This window comes from Paenibacillus dakarensis, assembly GCF_001373415.1.
Classification (GTDB): Bacteria; Bacillota; Bacilli; order Paenibacillales; family Paenibacillaceae; genus Paenibacillus_AQ; species Paenibacillus_AQ dakarensis.
In genome coordinates, this window is the sequence record NZ_CDSE01000018.1 from 48,459 (window position 1) to 63,480 (window position 15,022).

The window sequence follows — 15,022 nt, forward strand, 5'->3', positions numbered from 1 at the left end:
GTGTTTTACGTGGGAAGCGGTTATTCACTTGTTCCAGCAAAATTACATTCTGCCTTGATCGTAATCGGAATCATTCGAATCAGGTTCGAATGCATTCCTCTTTAGTGTCCATTGGTATCAACAACCTTTCGGTAAGCGACAATCTGTCAGTTATCCGTCTGATGAAGATAGTATCCACTTCCCACTTGTTATAAGATTACCCTCTCAAGAGAGGATGAAACATTTTTAAACTCATCTTCAAACTTTTTTTGATAAAAAAAGGCTCGGATTCACCGCTCCGTCATTTATCCGTACCTGTTCCGGCGCCCGTCAGGCCAAGGCGGCTGTTAAACAACTCCTCAATCCGGATGCAGGTATCTGCCGGAGTCTCCATTCCGGCCCACAGCAGATTCAGCTCATCCAGCAGTGTCAATATTTCAGATTGGCTGAGGTTAAGCGTATGAAGCGGATAAGCGTCAGGCAATACCTCCAGAAAACGGTTATAGTGCTGGGGATGAATGTCCGGATTTAGCAGGCGGTCATCCTCTGCCACCGACCGTAAAACCGGAATGGTGCATCCATATTTCTTCAACAGTGTCTGTGCTTCAACACCTGTCATGAAATCCACGAGCTTCTCGGCGATTTTCTGATGACTGCTCGCCGTGCTGATTGACAGTCCCCCTCCGAGCAGCATAGTGGCTGGCTTGATGCCTTTGGGCAGTGTCATCACATCCCAGTCGATGGAATGGTCGTGGAATTCATTCATGAAGTAATAGGTGGACATGATCATGGCAACCCGTTCCTTCATAAACAGCCTCTCGGCTAAATGGCTGCTTCCATGGGAAAAGATCGGTGAAACATGCTCCTTGTACATAAGCGAAACACAAAATTCTAGCGCTTCAATATTCCGCTGATCCGCCATCGTGCTCCGGCTGCGGTCTGCCGCCATGATACTTCCGTTATTTTGGAGTAAAAAGACTGGCCACCGGTTCGGAGCCGAGGAGAAGCAAAATCCATAATGATCAATCATGCCATCTTCGTTAGGAGCTGATGTGCACGCTTTGGCAGCCTTCAACAACTCATTCCAATTGCCTAGGCTGATATCATTAGGAAGTCCATGCTGACGGAAGATCGCCCGATTGTAGCAGATGACCACCGGTGAGAACACGAATGGCGCTGCAAGCATGCTGCCTTTATGATTGAACAGGTCAAACACTTTCGGATAGCTGATCCCTTTCTCCTTAAGATGAGGAGGAATATATCCGGTCAGCAGATTAGTGCGCCCGCTCTCGGTCCACTCCCGGAAATGCTGGTCTGACATAATGAACAGATCCGGTCCCTGTCCATCCTCAATGGACCGAATGATCGTTTCGGTGTAGAAGTCTTCAGAATACAGCACCATTTCCACCTGAACGAAAGGATGCTTCCGCTCGAAAGCCTCGATCATTTTTTCGACAATCGGAATCTCATAGGAAGAGGAGAACCAGGCGAGTCTCAGCACGACAGGCGTTCTGTCCTCATCCGGCTCCTTTACACGGTTTCCCTTTCCTGCGATCTTCTCAATCAGCCCTTCGTTCACAAGCTCTTCCAGCGCCTTCCGGATCGATACCCGGCTCATTTCATACTTCTGGCTAAGCGTATTTTCCGGCAAAATAAATTCACCCGGTTTCAGAACACCGGTAACAATTTCATTTCTCAATTCCTGGACAAAGCGTTCATAACGCTCATGAAATTCATTTCTTCTTCGCAACAATATATACCGCTCCTATACATGTCTATAAAATTCAGTATATCATGAGGAACATAAGGATTCCATGCACTCCGGTTAAGAAAGCGTATATATTTACCCTGCAAGCTGCTTCTCAAGAAAAGCGTAGGCGCGCTGCCGGATATCGTGCGGAAAATCATGTCCTTCATGGCCGATCCAGCATTCAAAAACGGATGAAGCATTCAGAAACTGATACAAGCCGTCCAGCTCCCCGAGACCAGCTGCGATCTCCCTCCAGTTCGGAAAAATAGCATCTTTCGTTCCGCACCACATGAACATGGGTACCGGAGCCGCCAGTGCCGCAATTTCATGCCATTCGAACGGCAGGGAGCCTTTTCTCAGGCTTTCTGTAATGGAAGGAAAATGGGAGAACCATTCGCGGAGCCCCCAGCGGTTCGGGTCCGGATCGCCGCGAAACATCGTAAATCCACAGCTTGACACGACCGCCTTGACCCGTTGATCTATCCCGGCCAGGAACCAGCCGTTATATCCGCCCAACGAATGCCCAATGACACCGATCCTCTTTGGGTTTATCTGCGGCAGCGAGGATAGCACATCGACCGCAGCCATGTGGTCGGACAGCATTTTGCCAACTGCGGTCCATCTCGGGTGCAGCTTATAGAACGGAGCGGTTTGAAACGGTTCCTCACCTGGATAGACCCGGTCACCGAACGTTATGGAGTCCGGAGCCAGCACGGCAAATCCACGCTGTACCAGCTCCAGTCCGTAACGGCGATTCTCTCTTCCGGAAGCCAGACAAATATCCCTTTTGCCGTTCTCGGTTGTCGGATGAAGAGCAAGAACGGCTGGAATTCCGCCTGGAGACTTGTCGGTCTCGGAAGGAAGCAGAAGATATGCAGGGATTTCATTCCCGTCCGGGGAAAGGTAAGTAATCTCAAGCTTTGTGTGATCCTCCTCTTCATGCTTTGAGAGAATCCGGTAACCTTTACTGTCTACAAGAGCTTTCGGCTTGTAATCCACCGTCTCCGGAGACTCACCCAGCAGCTGCAGCCAGCGATCTCTCACCCTGGACTCCTTATCTCTCCAGGCTTCAAGGGTATGGATTCCCTCCAATAGCGGCTTCATTTTCTCACTATACTGGTCCATTAATCGGATCTCCCTTCTGTTTCAGCCGGTATCGCCACAGCTCGGCACCGGACCCGAAATATACGTCTCCGTTAAGGCAAGCAATCCCGGTTGTTGCTTCAATCGGAAGCCAGTCCAGAAGCTCCGGCTGCATACTCTCTGGATCCACGGTAAATAAAGCCCGGGTCAGCAGACCCAGAAGAATTGGACTTCCATTCCACTCGGTCATGAGCAGCCCTTGCCGGACAACGCTCCCCCAGGAAGACAGATCGAAATGATGTACAGTACGTTCCAGCTTTAAATCAAAAATGAAGAAGACGGATTCCGATGTCAGGCCGTATAAAATACCTTCTTCTCCTGAAGCCAGCTGGGCAATTTCTTTTGCACCCGGGATCGGCTTCCATTGGCGGATCACTTTCCGGGCTGGCAAATTCAGCTCATACAATACCGCTTCCTCAGCCGTGCTTTTTCCGCCGCCGGGAGTTTCGATACTCGTACCGCCGAATACCCTGCCATCCGGCAGCACCGTTAGCGAAATTGTGCTCTGCCCGCTGACGGTATCCCGGTGCTCCAGCATCTCCACCTGGGCGGTCTGCACATCCACGATACCGAGCCCTCCGCCTGCCGCTCCATAACCGGGGTATCCGCCATATAGAACATGACGGCCGTCCGGATGGGCGGCTGCACATCTCGGCCGGTGGACGGCTGCATTTTCATAGATTAACCGGGGATTCCGAAGAGGTCCCTCTTCCGCGCTAAGCTCCTTCGTGGTATCCAGCAGATAGACCATGCCGCCGGCATAAGCCGCACCAACGATGATGCTGTCTTGAGCCGCATAGGCAGGGATATTGCCGCCGCCTCCCCGCTCCACAATATTACCGCCCCAATCAGTTAGAAGCCGGGTGTCAGGATCATACGTAATCAAGTGAAGCGGGTGATTGGAGGTGCCGTACAGAACACCGTCCGGACCACCGAACACCGTGGAGAGCGTCGTACCGCCTCCCTTGTATGTAAGCGGAATCCGCTTTAGACCCCCGTCCGCTTCAAGGATGATGATCTGCCTGTCGGCCAGCTGCCACTCCAGCAGTGTACGCCCACCACCAAGCTCCATATGCAGCTTGTTGTAGCCTGTTCCCTTGTAATATGATGGGCTCACTTCCTCTTCCGGTACCCGCTCCGCTCCGTGCTCACCCATTCGGTACCATTCTTCACCGCCCTCAGCGGAAGGCATCCTGCCGTATATGGAGCCATCGCAGCCCAGATGAACAGCAGCACTGCCCGGCATATCCTGAGGTCCTTCAACCACGATCCTTAGCGTGCCTGTCTCTTCATGAAAGCTTGCAATGGCTGGCGATGTTGTGCCAAGACCCGCATAAATCCTCCCGCCGCTTCCACAGGCAAGTGTCATCGCGTACTTCCTTTCGGAATCCAGCCTGCATAATGTATGGGAAGAATCGGCCGCAGCATCCAGCTCAACCAGATAGCTTCCCGGGTAGGTAGTTGCATAAACCCGTCCATCCCCACGGACGGCAAATGCAAACCCGGCTCCATCTTCCCCTTCGGGTACACTAAACTGCCCCACAAATGCTGGAATGAACGGATCCACAACGTAACAATAGCTCCCCGCACCCGTGTAGAACCATCCGCGGGAATCACTGGTCGATGCATAGGGATACTGGCCCTCCCCTTCCGGAAAATAAAGCTGGGTACAGCCTCCCGTTTCCGGGTCCACAATCAGCACATAGCTCCGGGCTGCGATGACAATGCGTTCTGATCCATCATCTCGGCGGCACACCGCCGCAGATCGGCTTTCGTCCACATCTGCAGGAACTCCGATCCGTTCAAAGCTCTCATTCGACTCAAAGCTCTCACTCGTCTCAGGCACTTTCACGCCGTCTGTATTACTCATCGCTTTTGGCATAATAGGCGCCCACCTTGGCAACCGCTTGAATAATGTCCTCAATATCCTCCGGCGAATAAAACTCATTCAGCGGAATCTGCACTGCCGTTTGCAAAATCTCTTCCGCGACCGGACAAAGGCCCTGCTCATAGGACACGCTGCTGCCGTCAAATGGAAAATGGCTTCCCAGATAAGCCTGCTTCTTCTGGAATAACGGCTGCAGATAGCATACCTGCGGGATATAGCCGGCACGGTTCGGGATACCTTCCGCTTCAAGCGCGTTACAAAATTCATCGCGGCTGCAGGTCAGTTGATCCAGATCCAGCCGCAGCATGTAGAACCAGTATGTACACTCATGCTCCGGAGCGTACTCCGGCGGAATAACACCCTGGATCCCTTTCAATCCTTCATTGAGCCGCTCGCCGAATTGCTGCCGCTGCCCGCAAATCCAGGGCAGCTTTTTAAGTTGAGCGATACCGACGGCTCCCTGCAGCTCGGTCATCCGGTAGTTCGGTGCAATGTAGCTCGTTCCCCGTTCAACAATGGTGCCAAGTCGGCGGTAGTTTTTGTCTGCAAAGGCATGAGCGGTTTCGTAATCCTCGCGTTTCCCTGAATTGATCAGGACCATGCCCCCGTCTCCAGTGGAGATATGCTTGAAATCGTTTGTGCTGAAGCAGCCGTAATCCCCTATGGTCCCGGTCAGTCTTCCCTTATACCTGGTCAGATAAGCTTGCGCGCAGTCCTCGATAACCTTGATACCGTGCTTCTTCGCGATCTCCATGATCGGGTCCATATCGCACGGATACCCCGCAAGATGAACGACGAGAATCGCCTTTGTTCTAGGCGAAATACACGCCTCAATAGAGGCTGGATCCATATTGTAGGTATTCGGCTCCAGATCGGCAAACACCGGAATCGCATTCTGATACAGAATACCGATCAGCGTTCCCTGGTCCGTAATCGGGCTTGTGATAACCTCATCCCCAACAGATACGCCGGCCGCTCCAAGCGCGACATGAAGCGCTGCAGTCCCGGAGGAGGTGGCTACGCTGTATTCACGACCATACATGGCATTGAAATCAGCCAAAAACTGCTTTACCTTTGAGCCGAAATGATAAAAGAGCGTGTTCTGCTCCAGCGCTTCGAGCAGATGGGCTGCTTCCTCTTCCCCGAATCTTTTGCCTGTGCCAAAAGAGCCGGTCTTGACCGGCACTCCCCCATGAATCGCTATCGTTTCCACGTTCTGATTCCTCCTCGTCGTTATTCAGCTGCTGTGTTCACTACGCTGGCCATTTCAGCGCACGGCCGCCCAAAGCGGGTTTCCATGTTCATGCGTAATTGTCCGTTATTCTCACCGTTTAGCGGCAATCGGACGACCGCACCTTGCGGAAGATTTTCAGCGATGAACGTGCCGTCAGCGTCTATTCGAAGTACAGCAGCTCTTCTTGCCTGCTCCCACCGGGTAATCTCCTCACACGTCCAGAACGTATATCCGAGACGCTTTGCGGTTTCAATAGCCAACGACAGCGCATTTCGGACCTGCTCCAGGTTATGGATATGCTGCTGGTGAAACAGAAAATGGGCAACACCGCGAACTTCAGCCACCTTTTCCAGAAACGGGGCTATGACCGACACATCAGAGAGTGTTGGATGCTCAAGGTCCTGAGTGAGAAAGCCGATTTGCAGTACCCGGTAAAACCGGTTACGGTCATCAGATTGAGCGATAGGGTAATATGGATGGCAGGTGCCGAACGGAAAACCGACATTTCCTTTTTTGCTCGGCCCTCGGGATTGATCCGCTTCAATGCCGTTCTGTTCACACCATTCGTAAAATTCTCCCCACCCTTCAAAGCGGGTATAGTGGTTTTTGTTCGATACGATCTCAGCTCCGCTGGTACTCCGGATCACATTCAGCTGACGGGAGAATTCCTCCGCGCTCCATATGCCATCCTCCTGCTCCAGCGCATTATAATGAAATGCCAGCTCATGTCCGGCAGCCTGGATTTCCTCGTACAGCGACGCGGAATAACCCGGTTCGATCATGCACCAGGTCGAGCGGGCGCCGCTTTCCTTAAGCACCTTCAGCGTTGTCCGTCCCGCCTCCTCTATATTGAAGTCGCTGTCATGCGAAATCATAGCAACCTGATTGACGCCTTCCGGCCAATAATCCAGAAAAGGAAGAGCAAGTCCGAGGTCGTCCGCTTCCTCCATCAACTGACGGACAATCGCCTCACGCCACCAGTCTGCATACGGGATATTAAAATAAGGCATTCCGGTTTCCGTCACTAAACGGTCCTCATCCCAGTCCAGCTCACAACCGTCATCTGCCTTCAAAATGCCCTCATCCACCGCTCCCGTGCCATCCGTTGCGGGAATGCCGTCCTGGACAACCGGACCGCTCCCCTGCTGCAGCATAACGATATTCGCAGGAATATCCACATTCCAGCGAATCAGCCGGCCTTCGCCGAGCGGAAACTTCAGTACAGCCTTTGCCGCTTCAGCGCCATTTTTCCGGAGCCTGCGAAGAACGCCATCCGCTTGAATAGGCATGACAGGCTCCTCTATAACCGTCCATGGATCGCTGCTTACCGCTCTTAGTACCGGTATACCCTCCGCTAATCGCAATCCCGAAAGGTCGGCGTACACCGCGTCCCGGATCACAACCCGGCGGCAGCCCAGCCGTCCGGCCATGCGATTTAATCCACCATAGCTAATAACCGTCGCCCCGCGGCTTGCCCATTGCTCCAGACGTTTCAGATCCTCTTCCTTCTCCCCCGCGTGCAATACCACGATTAGATCGGGAGCGTAAGCCTCAAGTGATTCGGCATTATCAAATCTTGCGTAAGGGATACCCGCATGCCCAAGCACCTCTTCCAAATAAAGCTGAAACAGATTTTGTCCGTGTCCCCACAAGTATTCCGCCGACTGTTTGTTAAACCACAAACCGATTTTTGCTGACTTTCTCACCATACATCTCTCCCTCTTCCGGCCCGCATATTCTAATAGGTGTCGATTATCCAATGAGAACAGGGGCAAAATGATTTGCCCCCGCAATCCTACTGAACATTTATAAAAGCATTATCTAAACCATCTTACTTAAAAAGTGCTTTTTGATCCTTCTCTTTGATATTCGCGTTGTACTCCTGAATAATCTGTGCTCCGCCTTTATCCAAATACTCCTGGACGAGTTTATCCCAATCGGATACCGGACGGGTGCCTGCAATCATCTTCACCTGCTCATCCATGACGTATTTTCTCAGCTCAGCACCTTTCGTATTGTCCGCCTGCGACTCCAGCCCGTTGATCGGATTAGCGTACAGCTTGATTTCCTTGTACATCGATTCGATCTCTTCCACCAGATCAGACAGCTGCTTCGTCTGGTACGTAATCGAGTAATCATTATCGAAATCCTGCGGTGCCCATGAAGTGTTGTCTACATAGTAAGTGGAAGGCGCAAGTCCGTCCGATGCAAAATTCTCCTTGTTGACCGGCACACCATCCTTCATATCATAACCTACCCCGACTTTACCGGACCACCAATCAAAATCGGCGTTTTTGTCGTTCCGCTGATCCTGCGGATAGAACTGGCGACCGAAATCGATCATCTCCAAAATTTTCTTCAGCTTTTCCGGTTCATCCGCAAGCTTCGCGCTGAGCACGGTAATTCCGTTGTAACCCGCTCCGGAAGTAAGGCCCTTGTTCCCGTATTTATCCTCGAAAGGAGCCAGGCTGACAAACTGGGCATCCGGATGGATTTGCAGCAGGCCGTTCATGTAATCCTGCGACATGCCGCGCGGTGTACCGATGAATATGCCTGCTTTGCCGGAATAAAACTCTTTGTTGGTATCTCCCCAGTTCAGGATCGCGTAGTCCTTCGTCATTGCTCCCTGCTTGTATAAGTCAGACAGCATTGTAATGATTTCCCGGCGGCCTTCGCCAATAATGCCCGGGATGAAGTTTCCCTGTGCGTCCTGGTGGTACCAGGCATCCGGGTCCCAGTATGGTCCCTGGTTAAAGTTCGGATTAATGTCCTGGCCAATAGCGATACCATATGTATCCTTCTTGTTGTTACCGTCCGGATCGCCATTCGTAAATGCCAACGCTACTTCCTTGAGCTCTTCATAGTTCGTAGGTGTTTTCAGGTTCAGCTTGTCGAGCCAATCCTTGCGGATGACGGTCACGACCTGATACTTCGGAGAATATTGGGGGATGGCATAAATCTTACCGTCCACACGCATGGAGTCCCAAATAAATTCAGGCACCACTTTAAGTGACGGGTATTCCTGAATATAAGGCTCGAGGTCAAGGAAAGCCCCCTGCTTCGCAAATTTATTATAGCGGTTCTTGATATCTGCAGACATAAGTCCGATCACATCGGGAATTTTGCCCGAGGCGAATACAGCGTTAATCTTTTCATCAAAGGCGGTATTCGGCACAAAAACCGGCTTGTAATCCACCTTGAATTTCTCGTTAATCATGTCGAGTCCAGGACTCGAAGTCGGCGGTGGATCTCCGTACCTGAAATCAATCGTTGTGATCGTGTATGTCTGCTCTACCTGCTGCGGGTTTTTCTCTCCTTGAGGCGTAGTCGTTTCAGGTTTTTCCTCGGCTTTCGGCTGACTGCATGCGGCCAGACTGATAGAGAGCAGTGCTGCCATCACCGCGGTAAGTCTGCGTTTCTTTAACATGAGCTTTCCCCCATTCATTTTCTTTGTCGGAGTATCCTCCATCTATGAATCATTCGACAGCCGCCATAAGCGGCCATTCGAAGTCATCAACCTTTTACGGCGCCCAGCATAACGCCCTTGGCGAAATGCTTTTGCAAAAACGGATACACGATCAGGATCGGCAGGGTTGCCATCAAAATGGCGGCCATCTGGATCGTCTCCGGAGGCGGCGGATTATCAAGGAACATGTTGTCTCCCCCAAGCGTGCCTGTTGTTTCCCCTACTACGACAATCTGTCTAAGCACAACCTGAATCGTCCATTTGGACGGATCATTGATGTACAGAATCGGCGCAAAGTAGTTGTTCCAGTGTGTCACCGCATAAAACAGACTGAATGCTGCTAATGCAGGCTTCGAGAGAGGCAGGATGATGCGTCCAAAAATCTGCAGATCATTCGCGCCGTCCACAATACCTGCTTCAATCATGTCGCCCGGAATGTTCATGAAGAACTGGCGGATGACGATCAGATTGAACGGAGCGATGGCCACCGGCAAGATAAGCGACCAGATCGAATCCAGCAGCCCTGTTTCCTGGACAATCAGATAGGTTGGAATCATCCCGGCTGAGAACAGAAGAGCAAATACAACCATAAACATGACAGTGCGCTGGCCTAGTATCGGCCGGGATAATGCATAGGCCATCGTTGACGTAAAAAACAGATTGACGAAGGTACCGAGCACAGTCACCAGCGCCGTGTTCAGCAATGCCTGCCGAAACGTCCTGGAACCCCAGATATATTCATAGGCATCAGTCGTCCAGTTGGAAGGCCACAGCAGCAGCTTGCTGCCCAGAAAGTCCTCGAACGAGGAAAATGATACCGAGAACAAATATAAAAACGGAAACAGCATGACCGTGGATATGAGAATCAGCAGACTGATATTTACCCCGTTGAACAGGCGGTCAGCAATGGATTTTTGCTTCATATGTCGATCTCCTCCCTGATTGAATCGAAGTGCCTAGTAAACGCCCTGCTCGCCAAACTTCTTGGACAGCTTGTTGGCGCTGATAACCAGCACAAGACCGACCAGTCCCTTAAATACGCCTACCGCAGTAGAGAAGCTGTAGTCCGACTGCTGAATTCCCTTGTAATACACAAAGGTGTCCAGCGTGTTGCCTATATGCATGTTAAAAGCATTCAGCTGAAGGAATACCTGCTCGAACCCGACCTCCAGCACGTCGCCAAGCCGGATAATCAGCATGATGATGATTGTGCTGCGGATGGCAGGGAGCGTAATATGCCAGATTTGGCGAAAGCGACCCGCGCCATCCATGACGGCAGCCTCGTAAAGTGCCGGGTTAACGCCTGCCAGCGCCGCCAGGAAAATAATCGTCCCCCAGCCTGCTTCCTTCCAAATGACCTCGAGAACCAGAAAGGCCCGAAAAAAATCAGGTTCGGTCAGAAAAGGGATCGTCTGCTGCATACCGAACACTTCGCGGAGCAAATCATTCACAAGGCCCTCATTCCGGAAAAAAATCGTCACGATCCCAACTACTACAACCCAGGAAAGAAAATGCGGCATGTAAACGATCGACTGCAGTCCTTTTTTCAGAAGGGGGCTCCCCACCTCGTTCAGCATGATAGCCAGTATGATCGGAGCTGGAAATGCAAACGCGATCTGCAGAAAAGAAATCGTCAATGTATTCCAAATGACCTGTATAACCTCAGAGCTTTCGAAAATCCGAGCGAAGTTCGCAAATCCGACCCATGGACTGTCCGCGATGCCCCGGAACGGGCTATAGTCTTTAAAGGCAAGCGATATGCCCAGCATGGGCAGATACCGGTACACGATAAAATAGAGCAGACCGGGCAGCAGCAGCAGATAAAGATAACGATCCCTCCACATGCGGGTCCGGATTCGCTTCCAGGCGCTTTGTTGGGCTGGAGCGGATTTTTTATTTGCTTCCAGAGTCACAGTTTCCACACGCCTCTCTCCCTTCCGTCTGGCCACCTCTGCTTATATGTCCAAAACTCCATTCATGACAGCCGGGTGGTGCGGTTTGTTTCACTTCTAAGCCGGAGGGCAGTCTCAGCTTAAAAGAGACCTCCACCGGGTGGGGATTATGCACAGCAAAGATTGAATGACCGGCATGGATATTCACGCTCAAAGGCAGATCAGCCTCGTAGGCGATATCCCGGCTGCTCAACCTTTTAGCCTTCCATAAATTAATCATATCGCCGTCACCGGATATGCGAGCTGCATCTCCGAGGAAGGTAATGCCCTGGTAGTCCGTTTCTGCTGAATCAGCGCAGAACAGCCAAATATCCTTCACTCCTTCTTTTCTCACAACCGTCAGCCCTGAAGCCAGACTGTCAGCATTCTGCTTCTTTTGACGGACTTCCAGCTTTCCATCCAGATGGAGACGCGGGTTTATTACAACGATGAACCGCCGCCTTTTCCCCGCCGAGCTTCCGACAGTGACATAAGGACCGTAGCTTTCCGCCCCAGGGTATTCCCGGAGGGAAAGAACCTTCTTCTCTGGCAGCGCGAATATTAACTGCAGAGCGGACTTCTCACCTTGAATTACAGTCGATTCACTCTCCAGAAGCTCACCAGGAACTCTAGGCTTCTCACCGTCAAGGACAGTCGAAGTCGTATGATACAACAATTCGGTCTTATCCGAATCCTGATGCAGCTCCACATCATCCACAACGACATAATAGGCCGATTCGATATGTATGATAGATCTCCGGTAGCATTTCAACAGCCCGCCGTAGCTTTCGGAAGCGTCGCCTGATACGACTTCAAAATAAGGAAGCATCAATGTTTCCCGGAAACTTGCGCCTCCTAACTGAAGCTGTCCCTGGTCATTGACGAGCAGTGAATTATGGCCGACCGTGCCAGTGGTGTAATCCGCCTTCGGACCGGGAACATAATCCTGGTAGCCAGGATTGGTGAGCAGCCATTCGCCGCAGGAATTGATCACCAGATTGTTCTGGTCCCTGTGATTATGATCCTTCGCTGAACTGCTTGCCGTAAAGCACAGCAGATGATCCTTATCGCTCCATCCCGACCGCAAAGCAGCCCAGCCTATGTTCCCGAAAGCTGCGGATGCATGTTTGCCGTATAGCTCTGCCGGGCTCTTAGGCAGGATCTCCTTTCGTAAATAAAGAAGCAAGGCATCATGCAGCGGAGCATGCTTCTGCAGGTACCACACCGCTGCCGGATGACCGTAATGTGTAGCTGTCATAGCCATAAGATAAGCGATATCGAGCTTAGGAAATGAGTCCGACAGATTCGGGAACGAGCTATCTTCCCCCGGCGCCATAAGCCGGAAAAAGCGTTCAGGCAGCTCCTCCCGCAAATAAGGATGTTGAACATAGCTGTCATCGCCGCTGATTCTCAGATAAAGATCCGATGCCATCCATGCATGACGCGCCGACACATTGTCGTACAGCAGCCCTTCTGTTTCCCCGGATACTATTTTTCGGTCCAGATATCTGTGGAGATACGCAAGTCCGGCGTTTAAATACTTGACGGCAAACGGGACTTCGTCCATGATGGCCGCCGCACCGTAAATCATGGCCACCTGCTTGGCCGCCACAATATTGTGCATATCAGTGCTGCCAATATCCTGAGCCAGCGGCTGCAGCCCTTTTTCCAGAATCGCTTGGCGTATCAATCTCCGTTCATCATTCGAGAGAAGACTGTAAATTGCATCATAAGCACTCGCCATTCCAATCAGCAGATGAGCGTTGCTCAAATTCCCTTCCGCGCCCCGTTCGTCAAATTCATACCATTTGCCGAAGGCGGCCAGAGATAACAAATGCTGTTTCACACGAACCGCATATTTTTTCTCTTCCGTTACCAGGAATACCGTAGACAGGACAACCAGCCTTTCCTCAATTGCTCTGGAATACATCGTCCAGAATGGGAAGAAAGTATGACCCTCCGGTTCGGGTACCCGCTTCGGTTCTGTCAGAGGCAGCGTAATATTCCACTGATCAGGTATCGACGGATATAGCACCGTGAAGCCTTCTTCCATCTCATAGGTATCCGCCTTGGCCAAATAGCCGGCCCATATCCGGGATACATCAATTACCCTCTCAGGACTGCCTTCGCCCGGCTTAATCCGTTCACGAAAATCCCTTAGTTCCTCTTCCGAAAATAAGATCCTTGGATGGTCCTTCATCTTCAGACCTGAAGCCTGACCTGCAGGCTGCACCCGCACCTTCCAGCTGTGCACGGGTAGTTTATCATCGTGGAAGCTTACAGAGATTTCTGTCTCACCAGGCTTCAGCCCGGTCATCAGACTGCCGTTCAGTCCAATAATCTCCGGGTCACTGCAAATGATTCTATAGGGTGTATGCCTTTGAGGTTCCAATCTTCCACAAGGATGCACTAGCATAAAGTTCAGCTGATGCTCCTCCCCAATCTCCAAAAGCGAGGGCTTTATAAATTCCGTCCGCAGCTTCAATCTCAAGACCCTCCTTTATGTAGTGAGTTTTACCTGTACACCCGACTAAGAAAACGCTCTCATGATTCTATGGAAAACTGGCTGTTATAGGAAGCTATTCATCTTTCGTTACCTTCTGGGCGGTATCGTTTTCCCTGTTCTCTATTTTATATACATGTATATTACTTGTATTCTTATTGTTCTGTCAATTCAATTTTTTGTAGAATTTATCCAATATCACTGTGATTTATATGATATTAATATCCTTTTAACTGAATAACAGGCCAATAAGCATAAGCAGCATATCAAAGAGCTACAGTCCTTAAGGGGCTCGCCATTTTCCTCTTATATGAGACGCTCTGCGAACGACAACAAAAATAAGCAGGACACTCAAGGATGCCCCTTGGATGGCCTGCCTCAACTGAGCGCCAATATACGGTCTCTATGCAGCACTGTTACATTGTTAGAAGATAGCTTGTTCTTCCCTAAAAATCCTAATCACCATAGTCTTTAAATGTACTTTCCCAAAATGGTCCTTCCTTGTTATTAAGATATCTCTTTATAATATCTCTAACTGGATATGGTTGTAGATTGTGTTGTTCCATTTCATTAATCTTTATCCAGTAAAACTCTAAATGATTCTCTCTGGATTCCGGGTTTAAATCATGACTGATTTTTGGTAACACAACTCTAAATAAGTGGTTTATTTCTTGATGATAGGTGTCAGGTATCTCAAAGTCGGCTTCAACACACCCAATATATTCTTTTACAAAAGAGTCTTGTCCAAGCTCTTCTTCAATTTCTCTGTATAAAGTCGTTCTCATTCCTTCCCTAAATTCTACATGCCCGCCTGGCAGAAAAGTATTGTCCATTCCTTTACAGTGAGCAACTAATATATTTTCTCCAGATATAATAATGCCCCTCGCAAGTACATGATATTTTTGGTTTTGTCTTTCCATATAATTCACGAAATCACCCACTAAGATGGTTTAATATATCTCCATTCATGTATTCATCAATTAATTTCTGAACAAATTTATATCCCTCAGATATACTTTCATCTAACAACAGATTAATATTATACTTTTCTAGACAAGTAACTCTTTCAATATGCATCGGAGTGTTCACCCTCATTTTCATATCTTACAATCTACCAAATGAATCGCG

10 protein-coding genes are annotated in these 15,022 nt (G+C 50.2%); all 10 read right to left on the reverse strand.

Going from position 1 to position 15,022, the window contains the following annotated elements; all coding sequences use genetic code 11:
- Positions 1 to 280 precede the first annotated feature (280 nt).
- The 10 genes from BN1234_RS05170 to BN1234_RS05215 all read right to left on the reverse strand — a co-directional run bounded on the left by BN1234_RS05170 (position 281) and on the right by BN1234_RS05215 (position 14,814).
- On the reverse strand, positions 281 to 1,732 hold the full coding sequence (locus BN1234_RS05170; RefSeq protein ID WP_054955592.1) for an extracellular solute-binding protein: 1,452 nt from the start codon (positions 1,730 to 1,732) through the stop codon (positions 281 to 283).
- A gap of 90 nt (positions 1,733 to 1,822) precedes the next feature.
- Positions 1,823 to 2,854 carry an alpha/beta hydrolase family protein gene (locus BN1234_RS05175; RefSeq protein ID WP_054955593.1) on the reverse strand — a complete coding sequence of 344 codons (1,032 nt, stop codon included), beginning with the start codon at positions 2,852 to 2,854 and terminating at the stop codon, positions 1,823 to 1,825.
- The gene (locus BN1234_RS05180; RefSeq protein ID WP_054955594.1) at positions 2,841 to 4,754 is read right to left on the reverse strand and encodes an NHL repeat-containing protein; all 1,914 of its coding nucleotides are present in this window, start codon (positions 4,752 to 4,754) and stop codon (positions 2,841 to 2,843) included. Before BN1234_RS05180 ends, BN1234_RS05175 begins: the two co-directional genes overlap by 14 nt.
- Positions 4,735 to 5,973: a DegT/DnrJ/EryC1/StrS family aminotransferase gene (locus BN1234_RS05185; RefSeq protein ID WP_054955595.1), complete on the reverse strand. Its 1,239-nt coding sequence runs from the start codon at positions 5,971 to 5,973 to the stop codon at positions 4,735 to 4,737. The genes BN1234_RS05180 and BN1234_RS05185 overlap by 20 nt, the downstream gene beginning before the upstream one ends.
- Before the next feature lie 20 nt (positions 5,974 to 5,993).
- Positions 5,994 to 7,703, reverse strand: a complete 1,710-nt coding sequence (locus BN1234_RS05190; protein ID WP_245640096.1) for a polysaccharide deacetylase family protein — start codon at positions 7,701 to 7,703, stop codon at positions 5,994 to 5,996.
- Positions 7,704 to 7,825: 122 nt separating this feature from the next.
- On the reverse strand, positions 7,826 to 9,421 hold the full coding sequence (locus BN1234_RS05195) for an extracellular solute-binding protein (RefSeq protein WP_054955596.1): 1,596 nt from the start codon (positions 9,419 to 9,421) through the stop codon (positions 7,826 to 7,828).
- Positions 9,422 to 9,507: 86 nt separating this feature from the next.
- Entirely contained in the window at positions 9,508 to 10,383 is an 876-nt protein-coding gene (locus BN1234_RS05200) for a carbohydrate ABC transporter permease (RefSeq protein WP_054955597.1), read from the reverse strand.
- A gap of 33 nt (positions 10,384 to 10,416) precedes the next feature.
- Positions 10,417 to 11,382, reverse strand: coding sequence for an ABC transporter permease (locus BN1234_RS05205; protein WP_054955598.1), 966 nt, complete (start codon positions 11,380 to 11,382; stop codon positions 10,417 to 10,419).
- Positions 11,354 to 13,876, reverse strand: coding sequence for a heparinase II/III domain-containing protein (locus BN1234_RS05210; RefSeq protein ID WP_054955599.1), 2,523 nt, complete (start codon positions 13,874 to 13,876; stop codon positions 11,354 to 11,356). Before BN1234_RS05210 ends, BN1234_RS05205 begins: the two co-directional genes overlap by 29 nt.
- A 473-nt stretch (positions 13,877 to 14,349) precedes the next feature.
- Positions 14,350 to 14,814, reverse strand: a complete 465-nt coding sequence (locus BN1234_RS05215; RefSeq protein WP_156337153.1) for an NUDIX domain-containing protein — start codon at positions 14,812 to 14,814, stop codon at positions 14,350 to 14,352.
- Positions 14,815 to 15,022 lie beyond the last annotated feature (208 nt).

What these genes read in the sequence shown, in the direction of transcription:
- BN1234_RS05190 (WP_245640096.1), bottom strand. Translation starts at nt 7,703, where the DNA reads ATGGTGAGAAAGTCAGCAAAAATCGGTTTGTGGTTTAACAAACAGTCG.
- BN1234_RS05175 (WP_054955593.1), bottom strand. Translation starts at nt 2,854, where the DNA reads ATGGACCAGTATAGTGAGAAAATGAAGCCGCTATTGGAGGGAATCCAT.
- BN1234_RS05180 (WP_054955594.1), bottom strand. Translation starts at nt 4,754, where the DNA reads ATGCCAAAAGCGATGAGTAATACAGACGGCGTGAAAGTGCCTGAGACG.
- BN1234_RS05215 (WP_156337153.1), bottom strand. Translation starts at nt 14,814, where the DNA reads ATGGAAAGACAAAACCAAAAATATCATGTACTTGCGAGGGGCATTATT.
- BN1234_RS05200 (WP_054955597.1), bottom strand. Translation starts at nt 10,383, where the DNA reads ATGAAGCAAAAATCCATTGCTGACCGCCTGTTCAACGGGGTAAATATC.
- BN1234_RS05195 (WP_054955596.1), bottom strand. Translation starts at nt 9,421, where the DNA reads ATGTTAAAGAAACGCAGACTTACCGCGGTGATGGCAGCACTGCTCTCT.